Origin of the sequence: Melittangium boletus DSM 14713 (assembly GCF_002305855.1) — a bacterium.
GTDB lineage: Bacteria > Myxococcota > Myxococcia > Myxococcales > Myxococcaceae > Cystobacter > Cystobacter boletus.
This window is the reverse complement of record NZ_CP022163.1, coordinates 910245-925593: the sequence shown is the minus strand read 5'-3', so window position 1 is coordinate 925593 and position 15349 is coordinate 910245. Positions and strand designations below refer to the sequence as shown.

General features: G+C 65.2%; 13 protein-coding genes. 9 read left to right on the top strand and 4 right to left on the bottom strand.

What is annotated here, in order from left to right; translation table 11 throughout:
* The first annotated feature begins 26 nt into the window (after nucleotides 1-26).
* Together acs and MEBOL_RS03815 are read left to right on the top strand one after the other, a co-directional pair.
* A complete protein-coding gene (acs, locus tag MEBOL_RS03820) occupies nucleotides 27-1991 on the top strand; it encodes an acetate--CoA ligase (RefSeq protein ID WP_095976127.1) in 1965 nt (654 codons plus the stop codon).
* 177 nt (nucleotides 1992-2168) lie between these two features.
* Nucleotides 2169-3071: a type VI immunity family protein gene (locus MEBOL_RS03815; protein ID WP_245919441.1), complete on the top strand. Its 903-nt coding sequence runs from the start codon at nucleotides 2169-2171 to the stop codon at nucleotides 3069-3071.
* Nucleotides 3072-3075: 4 nt separating this feature from the next.
* Here the strand turns inward: MEBOL_RS03815 and MEBOL_RS03810 are convergent, their stop codons facing one another.
* The 3 genes from MEBOL_RS03810 to MEBOL_RS03800 form a co-directional block, all read right to left on the bottom strand.
* Complete coding sequence (locus MEBOL_RS03810; protein WP_157774741.1) at nucleotides 3076-3819, bottom strand: HNH endonuclease family protein; 744 nt, start codon at nucleotides 3817-3819, stop codon at nucleotides 3076-3078.
* Nucleotides 3816-4475: an AAA family ATPase gene (locus tag MEBOL_RS03805; RefSeq protein ID WP_157774740.1), complete on the bottom strand. Its 660-nt coding sequence runs from the start codon at nucleotides 4473-4475 to the stop codon at nucleotides 3816-3818. The genes MEBOL_RS03810 and MEBOL_RS03805 overlap by 4 nt, the downstream gene beginning before the upstream one ends.
* 99 nt (nucleotides 4476-4574) lie before the next feature.
* Nucleotides 4575-5324 (bottom strand): AAA family ATPase, encoded by a 750-nt coding sequence (locus MEBOL_RS03800; protein ID WP_095976124.1) that lies wholly within the window; start codon nucleotides 5322-5324, stop codon nucleotides 4575-4577.
* A gap of 212 nt (nucleotides 5325-5536) precedes the next feature.
* Between MEBOL_RS03800 and MEBOL_RS03795 the strand changes: the two genes are divergently transcribed.
* Nucleotides 5537-6955, top strand: a complete 1419-nt coding sequence (locus tag MEBOL_RS03795; protein WP_095976123.1) for a serine/threonine protein kinase — start codon at nucleotides 5537-5539, stop codon at nucleotides 6953-6955.
* Nucleotides 6956-6983: 28 nt separating this feature from the next.
* Here the strand turns inward: MEBOL_RS03795 and MEBOL_RS03790 are convergent, their stop codons facing one another.
* Nucleotides 6984-8171 (bottom strand): cytochrome P450, encoded by a 1188-nt coding sequence (locus MEBOL_RS03790; protein ID WP_095976122.1) that lies wholly within the window; start codon nucleotides 8169-8171, stop codon nucleotides 6984-6986.
* A 451-nt stretch (nucleotides 8172-8622) separates the two neighbouring features.
* Here MEBOL_RS03790 and MEBOL_RS03785 point away from each other — a divergent pair, with 451 nt between their 5' ends.
* The 6 genes from MEBOL_RS03785 to MEBOL_RS03760 all read left to right on the top strand — a co-directional run bounded on the left by MEBOL_RS03785 (nucleotide 8623) and on the right by MEBOL_RS03760 (nucleotide 15265).
* Nucleotides 8623-8823 (top strand): hypothetical protein, encoded by a 201-nt coding sequence (locus MEBOL_RS03785; RefSeq protein ID WP_095976121.1) that lies wholly within the window; start codon nucleotides 8623-8625, stop codon nucleotides 8821-8823.
* Nucleotides 8824-8958: 135 nt separating this feature from the next.
* Nucleotides 8959-10209: a phenylacetate--CoA ligase family protein gene (locus MEBOL_RS03780; RefSeq protein ID WP_095976120.1), complete on the top strand. Its 1251-nt coding sequence runs from the start codon at nucleotides 8959-8961 to the stop codon at nucleotides 10207-10209.
* Nucleotides 10206-10748 (top strand): glycine-rich domain-containing protein, encoded by a 543-nt coding sequence (locus tag MEBOL_RS03775; protein ID WP_095976119.1) that lies wholly within the window; start codon nucleotides 10206-10208, stop codon nucleotides 10746-10748. Before MEBOL_RS03780 ends, MEBOL_RS03775 begins: the two co-directional genes overlap by 4 nt.
* A complete protein-coding gene (locus tag MEBOL_RS03770; RefSeq protein WP_245919438.1) occupies nucleotides 10745-11917 on the top strand; it encodes an MFS transporter in 1173 nt (390 codons plus the stop codon). Before MEBOL_RS03775 ends, MEBOL_RS03770 begins: the two co-directional genes overlap by 4 nt.
* Before the next feature lie 69 nt (nucleotides 11918-11986).
* On the top strand, nucleotides 11987-13354 hold the full coding sequence (locus tag MEBOL_RS03765; RefSeq protein WP_095976117.1) for a 3-deoxy-7-phosphoheptulonate synthase class II: 1368 nt from the start codon (nucleotides 11987-11989) through the stop codon (nucleotides 13352-13354).
* A gap of 99 nt (nucleotides 13355-13453) precedes the next feature.
* The gene (locus MEBOL_RS03760; protein ID WP_095976116.1) at nucleotides 13454-15265 is read left to right on the top strand and encodes a glycoside hydrolase family 3 protein; all 1812 of its coding nucleotides are present in this window, start codon (nucleotides 13454-13456) and stop codon (nucleotides 15263-15265) included.
* Nucleotides 15266-15349 lie beyond the last annotated feature (84 nt).

The following is a 15349-nucleotide window of genomic DNA, read 5'->3' as shown; positions in this document are numbered from 1 at the left end:
ACGACGCGCCGCACTGGAGGAACCCCATGGCTGAAGCACCTCGCCCGTCCGAAGCGCTGAATTCCGTCCTCGTCGAGAACCGCGTCTTTCCCCCGCCGGCGGAGTTCTCGCGCCGCGCGCACATCGGCAGCATGGAAGACTACCGCCGGTTGTGGGACGAGGCGGCGAAGGATCCCGAGGCCTACTGGGGCGCCCGCGCCCGCGAGGAGCTGTATTGGAAGGAGCCCTTCCAGACGGTGCTCGACTGGAAGCCGCCGCACGCGCGGTGGTTCGTCGAGGGCCGCACCAACCTCGCCTACAACTGTCTGGACCGGCACCTGCCCCAGCGCCAGGACAAGACGGCCATCATCTTCGAGGGCGAGCCGGGAGACCGGCGCAAGGTGACCTACGGCGAGCTGTCGCGCCAGGTGAACCGGCTGGCCAATGGCCTGCGCTCGCTGGGCGTGAAGAAGGGCGACCGGGTGGGCATCTACCTGCCCATGGTGCCCGAGGCCGCGGTGGCCATGCTCGCGTGCGCGCGCATCGGCGCGGTGCACTCGGTGGTGTTCGGCGGCTTCTCGGCCGAGGCGCTGCAGGAGCGCATGAACGACGCGGGCGCCAAGGTGCTGCTCACGGCGGATGGCGGCTGGCGCAAGGGCGCGGTGGTGCCGCTGCTGGCCAACGTGCGCAAGGCGCTGCCGAACATGAAGGGCGTGGAGCACGCGGTGGTGCTCCAGCGCACCACCCAGGGCGCGCTGAGCCTGGAGGGCAAGGAGCGCTCGTGGAGTGAGCTGGTGGACGCGCAGAGCGACACCTGCGAGCCCGAGTGGGTGGAGAGCGAGCACCCGCTGTTCATCCTCTACACCTCGGGCAGCACGGGCAAGCCCAAGGGCGTGCTGCACACGACGGGTGGCTACTCGGTCTTCGCCTCGCTCAGCACGCGCTGGGTGTTCGACCTCAAGGAGGAGGACGTCTACTGGTGCACCGCCGACGTGGGCTGGGTGACGGGGCACAGCTACCTCGTCTACGGGCCGCTGATGAATGGCGTCACCTCGGTCATCTTCGAGGGCGCGCTCACGCACCCGAACGCGGACCGCTGCTGGGAGCTCATCGCGCGCGAGAAGATCTCCATCCTCTACACGGCGCCCACGGCCATCCGCGCCTTCATGCGCCTGGGGGACGATCTGCCGCGCAAGCACGACATGTCGTCGCTGCGGCTGCTCGGCTCGGTGGGCGAGCCCATCAACCCGGAAGCGTGGATGTGGTACCGCGACGTGATCGGCGGCGCGCGCTGCCCGGTGGTGGACACGTGGTGGCAGACGGAGACGGGCGGCATCATGCTCTCGCCGCTGCCGGGCGCCACGCCCACCAAGCCGGGAAGCGCCACGCTGCCCCTGCCGGGCATCCACACGGAAGTGCTCGACAAGCAGGGCAATCCCGTGGGGGCGAACGAGGGCGGCCAGCTCTTCATCACCCGGCCGTGGCCGTCCATGCTGCGCACGGTGTACGGAGACCCGCAGCGCTACGTGAACACGTACTTCAGCGAGCTGCCCGGCAAGTACTTCACCGGCGACGGCGCGCGGCGCGACGAGGACGGCTACTTCTGGCTGATGGGCCGCGTGGACGACGTGGTGAACGTGGCGGGCCACCGCCTGGGCACCGCCGAGGTGGAGAGCGCGCTCGTGTCCCACAAGTCCGTGGCCGAGGCCGCGGTGGTGGGCCGCCCGGACGAGCTCAAGGGCACGGGCCTGGTGGCCTTCGTGACGCTCAAGAAGGGCGTGGGCCACTCGCCGGAGCTCAAGAAGGAACTGGCCACGCACGTGGGCAAGGAGATTGGCGCCATCGCCCGGCCGGATGAGATCCGCTTCGCGGAAGGCCTGCCCAAGACGCGCTCGGGGAAGATCATGCGCCGGCTCTTGCGCGACGTGGCCAGCGGCAAGCAGACCACGGGCGACACCACGACGCTCGAGGACCTCAACGTGCTCGCCGCGCTGCGCAGCGACGAGGACTGACCTCGGGTGGAGTACCCCGGCGTGCCCATGTCGCTCCCGCCTTGGGCACGCCGTGTTTCATCCGTTTGAATTCACGTCATGCGCATACGGTTTCCTCGCATTCGTGTTCGCGGTGTACCTCCCGGTGGTCTGCATCGGTATGACGGGCATTCGCGGCACTTGCGCCGGGAATTGCGTGTGCGAGAAGTCATCCGGCTCGTTTTTTATATGCCGTATGATCATCCCGAACTGTCCGCCGGGGTAAGCCATGCCTTGGATGCTTACATGCGAGCCGTTGGAGCGGGTCCTGGTATCATCAATTCCGTCTATCTTTCCCACGACGAAGACTCGCCTTTGTCCGAAGAGAAATGGGAGCACGTTCACCGCTTGCTCCGCTCCACTCAAGAATGGTCGTTCCCCGAGGGCTATGAGCCCTCCCATCGAAGGGAAATCGAGAAGCGTGGGGCCGAGCGGGATATCCTTTTCACTGGGGGATTCGGAAATCACAATGGATATGAGTTCGAGTACCGTGCTCGAATTCCCTGGCGGCCTCCTGAACCAAACGCGGTGAGTTTGTTGTCCGCGACACTTCCCACGGAACACCTCGAACAGCATGGTGTCGAGAAGGTTCGTGCGTTGGTCATGGACATGGCCTCCCAGTTGCCCTTTGCCTCGGGGCATGCGGGTCTGGCATTGAAATTCTATCTCCGTCGACTGATCGCAGACGACCGCTTCCGCGCTGAAATCGTTCGCTATCCGGGCTTCGACCTCCGAGCGGCGTGGCCCCTGGCGGACCAGATGGGGTCTCGCATCGATGGAGTTCATTGGCTCAACTTCCTCGCCAACCCCGTGCTCGCCGAACTTGGAGGGGCAGAGGAATTACGCTCCTATCTCCATTCACCCCAGACGACAGTGCGGGAGTTTGGCGACAACCGAGTGGTCATCGAGCTCGAAGAATCCCCGGAGGCGGGAGACCTCTGTGGAGGGCAGGACCTTCCCTCCTACCGTGAACTCGCTCAGGTGCTGGAACCCTGGCTGGAATCTCTCCCTCCAAATCTTCAGGAGGAACGAGGCTGGTGGAACCGCTTCCTGTCTTCTTGATTCCTCAGCGCAGAAATGCGCGGGTCATCGAGGCATATTCTTCCGTGTTCTGTTGCATGCGCTGGAGAAGGCTCCGCGCCTCCGCTGCGTAGGGCTCTTCCCCGATTTCGACGAGATTGCGAAGCGCTTGGACATGACCCAGGTGTTTCCTCCGTTGTTCAGCCAGTTCCACCCTCCGGAGCCCCAGTGTGCGGATCGTCGTCTCTCCGCGCGCGTTGCCTGACACCGCATAGGGCACCTCTTTTCGGAAGGAGATGAATGTCTCGGGGTCGTCCACCGCCGGGTTGATCAACAGCGGGTCTTCCGCCGCCACATCTTCCTGGTGATTTCGAGCCCTGCGCTTGGGCGTTTGCAAGGGGAACAGGTTCTTTTTGAATCGCTGGTTGCAAAGCGTGCAGGACAGGAAAAGGTTCGCCCACTCGTAGGCAAGCCAGTAATAGCCGGGTCGGCTGAGTGCATCACCCTTCTGCTGCCGCCATCCTGCCTTGGGACGGAAGTGCTCGACGTCTCCGTAGGAGATATGTGCGAATTTTGATTCACAGAAGGCACACTTGTCATGCTGTGCTTGCTTGAGTGATTGCTTGACGGTCAGATGGCCATAGATGTCTGGGTCGAAATCGAATGACTTCTTGCCGTTCCTGTAACTCCGGGAAGCACGGGAGTACGCCGCAATCATGGTGCGTCGAGCACGTGCTCCTTTCGTGCGAAGGACTTCGGGCGGCTTGGCCGACTTGAGGACGCGGATCACTTCCGGCCATCCTGCATGCGCTCGGCGGCGCGTTGGATGAGGTCGAGGGCTTCGCGTTCGGTCTTCGTCTCGCCTGTGGGCAGAGGACCAATCGCGGAGTCCAATTCGCGCAGTCGAGCTTCGTCCTTTTTCGTCAGCCTGGCTTTGGAGAGGAGTGCGGTCCGCTCCTTGAGGAACTCCTCGACCTGAGGCGGCCGGGCCGTTTCGAGCCCGAACAGATCACTCGTGAGGATCTGATCCACCCGCCAGCCCCGGATGGATTCCACGTCGTTGTCGATGAGGACGTGGTCGCCTTCTCGTTTCAGTACTACGATGTTCGCATCCGTGGCGCTCTGGACGACGAGCGGGCTGTGCGCGGTCACGATGAACTGGGTGCTGGGGAAACGCTCAGTCAAATGGCCGATGAGTTCACGTTGCCATGTTGGATGCAGGTGGAGGTCGATTTCATCGACGAGTACCACCGCCGGTTCAGCCAATGGGTTGGGGCTATTCGGGTAGCGCTCGAACAAGCGGCTCGCGAGGTCAACCATCCAGGCGATGAGCGTCCTATAGCCCAGGCTCAATCCGCGCATTGCGACCCACCCAAAGTGGGTTTTTACTTCGACCCTCGCCGCCATGTTGTTGGCATCGGGAGGCGCGAAGCGCAGGTCGCTCACTTCTGGAAGCAGGTCGATGAGAAGTTGCTTAGAGCGCCTAACAAAAATAAGGGCTGGGCCCTTTTTCCCGAGGGAGAAGCCCCTCAAAGCGGATTTTTGTTAGGCGCTCTTAATGCGATCGCGCCTCAATACGGCGCTACTTTGCTCGGGTGACTGCTTGCTGGCGGCGTAATCAGCTTGAAGGAGCCACTCTTCCGCGTTTCGTAGGGGGATATCCTCGAAGAAGAGGCTGTCACTGGGCTGGGTTTCCTTCGGCGCAGACAATGAGCCAGACCCCATTCGTCGTGTCGCTCCATAGCCGTAGCAGGCCAGGTTAAGGAAGGGTTCTTGGATTTCTACTGCAGACTTCGCTCCATCCGAGCTTAGTTCATGCCAGATTTCGTCTTGTTGTGTTTGATCATCTTTGGCTGGTGCCAGCGTGCCAGCCCTGACTTTGACTGAAAAATAAGCGCTAGCTGACTGATGCCGAATTGGCAGCCAGGGTAGGCGTTCACTTTGTGTGAATCCCCTGGGTGCGTAGCCAATAGGCAAATAACCCTTGGGTGCGCGGGAGTTGGAGACATCAATTTTTATCTTCTTTTGTTGATTGATTAGGTCTGGTTCAAAGGTGGTGAGGGCTTGCAATAACGTGGTCTTGCCCATGCCGTTATTGCCGAGGATGACCGTCCATCTCGCCGGACGTCCCTGGTCATCGGAGAGCTTCAGGGTTTGTTCGGGTCCGAAGCAGCGCACGTTCTTGAGGGTCAGTGACAGGAAGTACACGGGCTGCGGCTGTGTGGGGGGCGGCTTGCGCGCTCCCGCTCGTACCCGCTTGGCCTGTTGCACTCTTCCCCGGCTTTTCGTTGCCATGTTGCTCCTCGACGGGTGCCGACCTCGGTGTCAGATGCAGGCGGTGTACCACGAAGGGCGAACCCGCCCCATCCGGAGGTTGCTCGGGTGCGGACGCCGCGGATTGCCCGCTGGATTGCTCTGGGGCGCGTGGTAGTCTCCTACTCAAGAGATGGCGCCATGGGTGCGAACTTCGGAAGTCACCGGGCTGGGCTTTTCTCGGGAGGGGCGTCATGAGGTCCGAGCTGGACGAGAAGGTGAAGTCGGGCATGGAGGTGGGCGGCTACCGCATCGACAGGAAGCTGGGGCAGGGGGGCTTTGGCGGGGTGTACCTGGCCTGGCGCGACGGTCGGCCGAGCGCGCTCAAGTTCATCCACCTCGAGAGCGTGGGCGACTGGGGCTGGCGGGAACTGTTCGTCATGCTCCCCCAGCAGTCCGCTCATGTGGTGAAGCTCAGGGGCCACCTGCGATGGCCCGAGGAACAGCCCGAGTACCTGGTGCTCGTCATGGAGTACGTCCCCGGTATGACGCTCTACGGGTGGGCTCGCGAGCACAACCCGTGTGCCCGAGAGGTGGTGGAGAAACTGCTGCCCCTCGTCCGCTCCTTGAGGGGGTTGCATGCCCAGGGGGTGTTCCACCGGGACTTGAAGGGAGACAACGTGCTGGTGCGCGAGACGGACGGGGCGCCGGTGCTGGTGGACTTCGGAGCGGGCTCGAGCCCTCTGGTGCCTCGTGTGACGAAGGGGGTACTGCCACCCGCCAGCCTCTACTACCGCAGCCCCGAGTCCCTGGCCTTCAGCCGTCTCGAGGGCCGCGTCCCTGGAGCGCGCTACCGCTATGCGGAAACGGACGAGGTGTATGCGCTGGGGGTCCTGCTCTACGTGCTCCTCACGGACGTGTATCCCTTCACGGGTCCAGACGCGGCGCTGGTGGAGGGCATCCTGGCGGGAGCGCCCACGCCGCCTCACGAGCGCAACTTCCGCGTGCCCAAGACCCTCTCACACCTGTGCATGAGGATGCTGGCGCGGGAGCCCGGGGAGCGCGTGCCGGGCATGGAGGCGTTGTGCGAGGAACTGGCCGTGCTGCTTCAAGAAGCCCGGGAAGCGCCGGGTTGGGAGCGGCCCCTGTGCTTCGATTGGATGGAGGAAGAGCGCACCACCGAGGACTTCCTTCCAGAGGGTGGGGAGATCGATCCCGAGGCGTGGCTGGCGAAGTGGAAGGACAAGAAGCCCAGGCGGGGCAGGCGGCCCATGGCGGTGCCCGCCAGGTCCCACCGTGAGCGCCGAGTCCTCCCAGCCCTGGTGGCCCTGGGCGCCCTGGGATTGGGCGTCGTGGCCGTGATGTATCCGTGGGCGAGGGAAGGGGAGTTGGAAGCGCCTCCCGCGTGGGAGGTTGCCTGGACAGACCAGGACGGCATGGCCGTGGCGGGGCCGGGAGCGCCCCCTGCCCTCTCTCCCAACCAGAAGCGAGCCCCGTGCACGGCGGGTCTGGAGCTTGAAATCAATGGCGGCTGTTGGCTTTCGATCGTGCATACGACCCCGGCGTGTCCCCCGCAGACCGTGGCCTATGAGGGCCGCTGCCTGGTGCGCGTCGCCAAGCCTCAACCCGTCCCCATGAGCGTGGACGCGGGCGGTCCTTCTTCCCCTCCCTGACCTCGGTGGAGCGAAGGGGACGAGGTTCTCAGTTCTTCAGGAATCGGACCGGCATCTTCACCGGTCCGCTCGTGACGAGCCCCCGGTTCCACACCAGTCCCTCGGGAATGAGCGAGAAGCCGCTGAACCGGTCGAGCAGCGCGTCGAATCCCGTCCGGGCCTCGAGCCGGGCCAGGAAGGCCCCCAGGCAGTAGTGAGCGCCATACCCGAAGGGGATTCCCGACTCCTCGCGCTCCAGGTCGAATCGGTCGGCGTGGGGGAAGCGCGCCTCGTCGCGGTTGGCGGAGGCGATGAGCGGCAAGACGCACGCACCGCGCTCGATGCGCACGCCAGCCAGCTCCACCTCGGTCGTGACGATGCGCGGCAACGCCTGCACGGGCCCATTGTAGCGCAGCACCTCCTCGATGAACTTCGGCAACAGCTCGCGGTGGGCACGCAGCTGCTCGAGCACATCGGGACGCTCCGCCAACAGCCGCACCGCATGGGTGAAGAGGAAGCTTGTCGTCTCGAGTCCCGCGGTGAGCAGGGTGAAGACCAGACCGACGATCTCCGGGTCGCTGAGCCGCTGGCCATCGGGGCCACCCCGCACGATGAGGCCCAGCACGTCGTCCGAGGGCTGGGCGCGCCGCTCGTCGATGAGCCGCTGAACGTGGTGTTTCATCTCGGCGATGGTGTCGCGGGTGCGGCGCACGTGCTCCGTGTTCTCGGGGATGGGCGTGATGCTGACGAGCACCTCCGTCCAGCGCTTGTAATGGCGCTCGAGGGAGGGGTCGATACCGAGCAGCGCGCTGATGGCCCGCGCGGGCAGGGGAGCGGCGAAGGACTCCATGAAATCGGCCTCGCCCCGGGCGAGCAGGTCGTCGGCGAGCCGGGAGGCGGTCGCTCGGATCCGCTCGCCGAGCCGGTTGATGGCCGCGGGGGTGAATGCGCGACCGATGAGGGAGCGCAGACGGGTGTGTTCCTGGCCGTCGGACGCGGCGACGGACTGGGCGAGGGGGTTGTCGCCCACCCACTCCGGTTGCCAGGCAACCCGGAAGCCGTGAGAGGAAAAAATCTCCGGATGCTTGAGGACATATTCCACGTCCTCGTACCGGCTGATGGCCACGAGTCCACCGGGCTCGACGCGGCAGACCGGATGGTCACGTCTCAACTCCGCGTACAAGGGATAGGGATTCATGCGGTGTGCGAGCGGCATCAAGTCTGGAATCGATTGCATCGGGCAGCTCCTGGGTTGAGGCGGACACGAAAAGGATTGGCCGTTCTGCCTACCCATGCATGGCTCTCTTCGCGCTGTCTTGCTTTGTCCCCACGGGAGAAGACAAACGCCGGGCTCGCTGTCTAGGTGCCGCACGAACACTCGAATCCCCTGCCGGGCCGCGTCATGCTTGCGCGATGCAATGATAAGAACGATAAGGGCAACTCAATACAGGCCTGAATCGTTGCATGGCGAAACCCCAATTTCTGAGAAAATCGTAAATTCAAGTTAAAGCGGAAATGTCTGAAGGTGCTTTGACTTCCGATTGCTCAATCCCTAAAGTCAAAGAACGGTTGGGCAACCATTGTGTCGGTCCGCCGGGCCGTGGCGCACCCGATGCTTTCGTGGGGTGCGTGCCGTTGAAGTGTGGTGACTCAACGCATCATCCAACCGTTCACTCTCGGAGGCTCAAATGAAGCACTTGATCAGCCAGATGGCGCAGGATCAGCTCTGGAATCAGTGGGTGTCGGCCAATTCGGCCGGGGAGTCGGCCCGTGATGCGGGTTGCATCTCTGGCCCCGCGAAGGCCGGCTGTATCTCCCGGGGTGTGACCGTGAAGGCGGGCTGCATTTCCAAGGCCGGCTGCATTTCCAAGGCCGGTTGTATCAGCTGATCGCGTCATTCAGGACCGCGAGCGGGGCGGGAGAACAACAGCTCTTCGTGACCTCCCGTCCCGCTCGTGCCGGCATTGTTGTTGGATGCAACGTTTATCAAGGTCCTGTTCGACTGTCTTCTCCGAGCCCAACCGATGGATGCCCGTGAACAGACGTTTGCCGCGATGATCGAGCAGGTCAGGGACATCCCCATCTACCGCCAGTCGGTCGAGCAGGGGTTCTTCCCGATCCTGGAGAAGCCGGAGATCGCCAGGGGTTTTCCGGACAACTGGATGACTCCCACGCTGGCCGAGGCGTTGAAGGTGGGCGGGGCGGAGTTCGTGCTCTCGACCGGCACCAATCACGCGCGGATGCAGATCATCCGCCCGCCGTTCTTCCTGTTGAAGTCCTACTATCAGTTGTGGAGCGAGCATCCCGATATCGCCGCCACCTGGCAGCAGAACTGTCAGCGGGTCTCGGTCACCACGGTGCTGGCGACCGAGCATGTGGCGCGGCTCAATGCGAGGAAGCGCGGCGCCGAGGTGCCGGAACTTCCGAGCCTCGAGGATCGCCGACTCGACCCGCGCACGCTCTATCTCAACCTGCGGCTCGACCCGGCGCTCTGGGAGCGCGGTGAGGTGGAGCGCATGGTCGATGAAATGACCGTGGTCCAGCGCGCGCATCCGCTGGGCTGGTATCACCTCGACTGCGACAGCTACCACCTCGCCCATCTGGTGCGAAAGGCCCTGGAGCTGGGGGCGTGGCAGCGCTTTCCGATGCCGGCCAGCATCATCCACGCCTACGAGTACACGCCGAGGAACGTCCGGCGGTTCCTGCAGCGGCACTTCGAGTGCCCGATCATCGACCTGTTTGGCAGCACCGAGCTGGGCTACCTGTATTACAGCGATCGTCACGGACGGTACTGGCCCTACCTCGACAAGATGCAGCTGGAGCTGATCCCCGTCGAGGAGGGCAGCAAGATCTACAGCATCATCGTCTCGAGCTTGCGCAACCCCTTCATGCCGTTGATCCGCTACCGCTCCGGTGATTGCGCCGAGACGGTCGATGGCTCTCCGGATCCGCTTCGGATTCGCCGCTTCTGCGGGCGGGAGAAGGAATTGCTGCGGCTCGAGCAGGGGGGCGTGATCTCCCAGGCGGACCTCGACGACTGGATCTCCGACGCCACGCCGTCCATCTTCGTCTATCAGCTCCAGCTGACGGCGCCGCGTCAGGCCCGGCTGCGATACACCACCTTCGACAACATGCCCGTCGAGCCCGCCGTGGCGCGCGCACTGCGCCAAAGGATCCTGGAGGCCGCCGGGCTCGACTGTGATCTCGAACATCGCGAGCACATCGCGATTGGCAAGTCCGGGAAGTACGCCTGGCTGATGCAAGGTGAGTCATGAATCCCCATCCCTCCCAGGTGACGGCCGACGCGCTGAAGGCCTTGCTCGGTGATTCGCTTCACGCCGGCGTGGTGCGGCACTTCGTGCGGACCACCGGCGAAGAGCCCACGTATGTCGAGCGTCAGGTCCTCGAGTGCTTGAGGTACCTGTACTTGATCTCTCGCTACCCACAGCAGCTGGCCGGGCTGTTCCTGCCCGTGGAACAGGCGATCGATGAGGTCTGGCACTATTTGATCCTGCAGACCCGGGAGTATCGGGAGTTGTGCGAGGAGCGCCTGCCGGGGCGCTTCTTCATCCATCACCGCAGCCTGCCGTACGAGGACTACCAGGGGAGTCAGCCCAGCCGGGAGCAGATGCTGGAGGAGTCCATGCGCTGGCTTCCATTGTACCGCGATGAGTTCGGCCCCTTCGACGAGGGCGCGCTGCCCCACTGGACCATGGTACGCTTCCTCCACCAGCGGATGGGCCTGTCCCTGGCGGACATCGCGGCACTCGAGGCGGAGGGCCCATCCGAACAACCCATGGAGCACGTTCGTTGATCACGACCATCAACACGTGGGTCCTTCTGCTGTGCCAGGTCATTGGCACCGCCAGCATGGTGTCGATCCAGTTCGTCGGCAGCCTGATGGGCAAGGAACTCGCGATGGACATGCGGCTCGCGACCCTGCCGGTGGCCGTGCAGGTGATGTCCTCGGCCCTGGGCGGCTGGCCCGCCAGTCAGCTGATGCGCCGCTTCGGACGCAGGGCCTGCTTCATCGCCTCGGCGTTGCTGGGCGCCGGTAGCCTGGCGTTGGCGGCGCGCGCGGTGCTTGGGGTGGATTTCTGGCTGTTCTGCGCGGCGGTTTGCGGCTTCGGTCTCCACGGTGCCTTCGTGCAGCAGTACCGTTTCGCCATCCTCGAGGGGCAGGAGAGCGGCAATGCCCCGCGCCTGCTGACCCGGGTCCAGCTCGCCAGCGCCGCGGGCATCTTTCCCGGCCTCTCGCTCTTTGGCTTCTTGGAGGGACGGACGTCCCACTATGTGCCTTGGGTCCTGCTGTGCCTGGCGGTGCTCCAGGCAATGGCCGCGCTCGCGCTGGTGGCGTACCAACCTCAGGCCGCGGTCTCCTCCGAGGTGTCCTTCACGCCCGACGCACGCGCCCGCGCGTTGTACTGGCCGATGGTGGTCATGGGCGCCGGGGCCTTCCTGGTGATGAGCCTGCTCATGGTGCCAACACCCTTGCAGATGTGCGGCATCGAGCAATTCGCGGTTCGTCAGGCGAGCTGGGTCGTTCAGGTACACCTGCTGTGCATGTACCTGCCCGCGCTGTCGATCGGCGCCCTGCTCAAGAGGGTGTCGATCGCTCAGTTGCAGGCGGGGGGATTGCTGCTGCTTCTCGCGGGGTATCTGCTCAGCTGGGTCCAGGGCTTTGGCGGTCACCTGGTCGGACTGGGACTGGTCGGAGTGGGGTGGTGTTTCGTGTTCGTGACCGCCACGACCCTGGTGATGCGCAGCCGCTCGGGTGCCGAGCGCTTCCGGGCCCAGGGGGTCAACGACCTGTGTATCTTCACCGCCAGCGGCGTGGCGTCGTTGTCGTCCGGAGCCCTCCTGTCGGTTCTGGGGTGGAATGGCCTGCTGCAACTCGGCCTGATCCTGGTTCTGGGATTGATCGCCATCGCCTGGCTCGTCCACCGCGCCGTGAGCGCCCCGAGCCAGGCCCCCTCGGTGTAGCCCCGTCCCCGAGGGGTTTGCTCGTGGAGCGGCAATGGGTGGCCCCGGTGTGATACTCCTGGGCCTCGTATGAGCACCTGGTCGCCCACCTCCTGGAAGACGAAGCCCATCACTCAAGACGTCGCCTACGAGGATCCGAAGGAACTCGAGGACGTCGTCACGGCACTCAGCCGGCTGCCGCCGCTGGTCACCTCCTGGGAGGTGGAGCGGCTGCGTGAGCTGCTGGCGGAGGCCCAGCAAGGCCGACGCTTCCTGCTGCAGGGAGGGGACTGCGCCGAGTCCCTCTTCGACTGCCGTCCGGACATCATCACCAACCGGCAGAAGATCATCCTGCAGATGTCGCTGGTGCTCATCCATGGAGGGCACCGGCCCGTCATCCGGGTGGGGCGCATCGCCGGCCAGTACGCCAAGCCGCGCTCCAAGCCCACCGAGGTGCGCGGGGGCGTGGAGCTGCCCAGCTACTTCGGGGATCTGGTCAACCGGCCGGAGTTCACTCCCGAGGCGCGGCGGGCGGATCCCCGGTTGATGCTGGCCTGCTACCACCACGCGGCGATGACGCTCAACTTCGTGCGCTCGCTGAGTGACGGTGGCTTCGCGGACGTGCACCACCCCGAGTACTGGGACCTGAGCTTCTTCCGGAACGCCGCCGTGCCCAGCGAGCTGCGCGAGGAGTACGAGCAGACCACCCGCAAGCTCGGCGAGGCCCTGCGCTTCATGGAGGCGTTGGGCGAGCGCAAGGTGGCGGAGCTCACGCGCGTGGACTCCTTCACCAGCCACGAGGGCCTCAACCTCCACTATGAGTCGGCCCAGACGCGCCAGGTCCCGTGGCGCAAGGGGTGGTACGATCTGACGACGCACCTGCCGTGGATCGGGGAGCGCACCCGGGCCCCGGATGGGGCGCACCTGGAGTTCTTCCGCGGCATCCGCAACCCGGTGGGGGTGAAGCTGGGTCCCAGCGTGTCTCCCGAGAACGCCGTCCGCCTGGCCGAGCAGCTCAACCCGGACAACGAGCCCGGCAAGCTCGTCTTCATCACCCGCATGGGGGCCCAGCGGGTGCAGGACGCGCTCCCCCCGGTGGTGGAGGCCCTGCGGGGGGCGGGCCGGCTCGTCCTGTGGGTGTGCGATCCGATGCACGGCAACACCGTGTCCACCTCCTCCGGGATCAAGACGCGCAGCTTCAATGACGTCCTGCGCGAAGTGGAGTCGAGCTTCGACGTGCACGAGCGGCTTGGCTCCTACCTCGGGGGCGTGCACTTCGAGCTCACCGGAGAGGACGTCACGGAGTGTGTGGGTGGCGCCGTGGGCATCACCGAGCAGGATCTGGAGCGCAACTACGCCACCCTGTGCGACCCCCGGCTCAACTACCGTCAGGCCCTGGAGATGAGCTTCCACATCGCCCGGCGCATGAGCCGCCTGCCCCGGGTGCCCCGGCTCTGAGCGCCGTCTCGACCCCGCCCCCGCCTCGATGCGCCATGACAGGACGGGGTCAACGGGTGTAATCCGCGAACCCTGATTTCTCAGGAGGGCGGAGTGCACATGGTCAAGGTAGATGGGAAGTGGCTCGCGTCCATCGCGCTCTGCGGATGGATGCTCGGAAGCGTGGGTTGTGACGAGGCGCCCCCGGTTCCCGTCACGCCGGATTGTGGCACGCCGCCCGCGGTGTCCTCGCCGGATTGGGTGCCCTGCCGCTTGAAGGAGATGACCCTCGAGGAGAAGGTGGGTCAGCTCTTCATGGCCCACGCCTATGGCACGACCGTCGCGGACACGGATCCCAAGATGGTGGAGGCCAACCGCACGGACCATGGGCTGGACACGGCGGAGCAGCTCGTCGAGCGCTACCACCTGGGCGGCATCATCTACTTCACCTGGACCAATAACCTGGGCAACCCGGAGCAGATCGCCCGGCTGTCCAACGGGCTGCAAGAAGTGGCGATGCGCCAGGAGCGGCCCATCCCCCTGCTGATCTCCACGGACCAGGAGCATGGGGTGGTGGTCCGGGTGACCGAGCCGGCCACCCAGTTTCCGGGCAACATGGCCCTGGGGGCCACTCGCAACCTGGAGGACGCGCGTCAGGCGGCGGTCATCACCGCGCGGGAGCTGAGCGCCCTGGGCATCAACCTGAACTTCGGGACGGTCGCGGACGTCAACAGCAACCCGCTCAACCCCGTCATTGGCGTGCGCTCCTTTGGCCTGGACCCGGCCCTGGTGTCGTCCTTCACGCAGGTGCAGGTGAACGCCATGCAGGGCGAGGGCATGGCGGCCACCGTGAAGCACTTTCCCGGCCACGGGGACACGGAGGTGGACAGTCACTACGGGCTGCCCATCATCCACCGGAGCCGGGAGCAGTTCGACGCGGTGGACCTCCCGCCCTTCGTGGCCGCCATCGACGCCCAGGTGGACGCCATCATGTCCGCCCACATCGTGGTCCCCGCCCTGGAGCGCTCGGGCTTGCCGGCGACGCTGAGCCGTTCGGTCATGACGGACCTGCTCCGGGGCCAGCTCGGCTTCCAGGGCGTGGTGGTCAGCGACTCGCTCTCCATGCAGGGCGCGAAGCCCTACGGTGACGACAGCGATGCGCGGGTCCCCGTGGAGGCGCTCAAGGCCGGCGTGGACATGCTCCTCCTGCCGTCGCGCATCGACGTGGCCTTCAACGCCGTACGCGAGGCGGTGATCGGCGGGGAGATCAGCCAGGAGCGGCTCGATGAGGCGGTGGGACGCATCCTGACGCTCAAGCAGAAGCGGGGGGTACTCGCCCGTCCCCTGGTGGATCTGTCCCTGCTCGAGCGCGTGGGCGCCGCCGAGCACCTGGCCGTGGCCGACGCCCTCACCGAGCGCGGAATCACCTTGGTGAAGAACGAGGCGGGTGTTCTGCCGTTGAAGCCAGAGGTGGGCAAGGTGCTGGTGACGGGGTGGGGTGCCGCGCCGATCGACACGCTGGCGCGGGAGTTGACCCAGCGCGGCCTGTCCGTGGAGACCCTGGAGACGGGCACCACCCCGGAGCAGGCGGGGATCGCGCAGGCGGTAGCCTCGGCCGGGCGCGCGGACATCACCGTGGTGCTGGTCACCCGCGTCTGGACGTCCCAGGCCCAGCGAGACCTCGTCCGCGCGCTCCAGGACTCGAAGAAGCCGGTGGTGGTCGTCTCCGTGCGCGAGCCGTATGACATCTCCTACCTTCCGGGGGTGTCCACCTTCGTGGCCACCTACGGTTTCCGGTCCGTCTCCATGAAGGCGCTGGCGCGCGTGCTGGTGGGCGAGGTGAACCCCTCGGGCCGGCTGCCCGTGGCCATTCCCCGGACGGGGACGGACTCCACGGTGCTTTATCCCATTGGACACGGCCTCTCGTTTTGAGCAGGGTCGAATGGTTCGATGAGTGTCGAATAGGCGCGGAAGGCGTGGAATTCCGCTGTGCTTCCCGCGCCTTCGTGCCACGCT

Coding starts and splice junctions, on each gene's coding strand:
- MEBOL_RS03790 (WP_095976122.1), bottom strand. CDS start 8,171: ATGCAATCGATTCCAGACTTGATGCCGCTCGCACACCGCATGAATCCC.
- MEBOL_RS03795 (WP_095976123.1), top strand. CDS start 5,537: ATGAGGTCCGAGCTGGACGAGAAGGTGAAGTCGGGCATGGAGGTGGGC.
- MEBOL_RS03785 (WP_095976121.1), top strand. CDS start 8,623: ATGAAGCACTTGATCAGCCAGATGGCGCAGGATCAGCTCTGGAATCAG.
- MEBOL_RS03760 (WP_095976116.1), top strand. CDS start 13,454: ATGGTCAAGGTAGATGGGAAGTGGCTCGCGTCCATCGCGCTCTGCGGA.
- MEBOL_RS03800 (WP_095976124.1), bottom strand. CDS start 5,324: ATGGCAACGAAAAGCCGGGGAAGAGTGCAACAGGCCAAGCGGGTACGA.
- MEBOL_RS03765 (WP_095976117.1), top strand. CDS start 11,987: ATGAGCACCTGGTCGCCCACCTCCTGGAAGACGAAGCCCATCACTCAA.
- MEBOL_RS03780 (WP_095976120.1), top strand. CDS start 8,959: ATGGATGCCCGTGAACAGACGTTTGCCGCGATGATCGAGCAGGTCAGG.
- acs (WP_095976127.1), top strand. CDS start 27: ATGGCTGAAGCACCTCGCCCGTCCGAAGCGCTGAATTCCGTCCTCGTC.
- MEBOL_RS03775 (WP_095976119.1), top strand. CDS start 10,206: ATGAATCCCCATCCCTCCCAGGTGACGGCCGACGCGCTGAAGGCCTTG.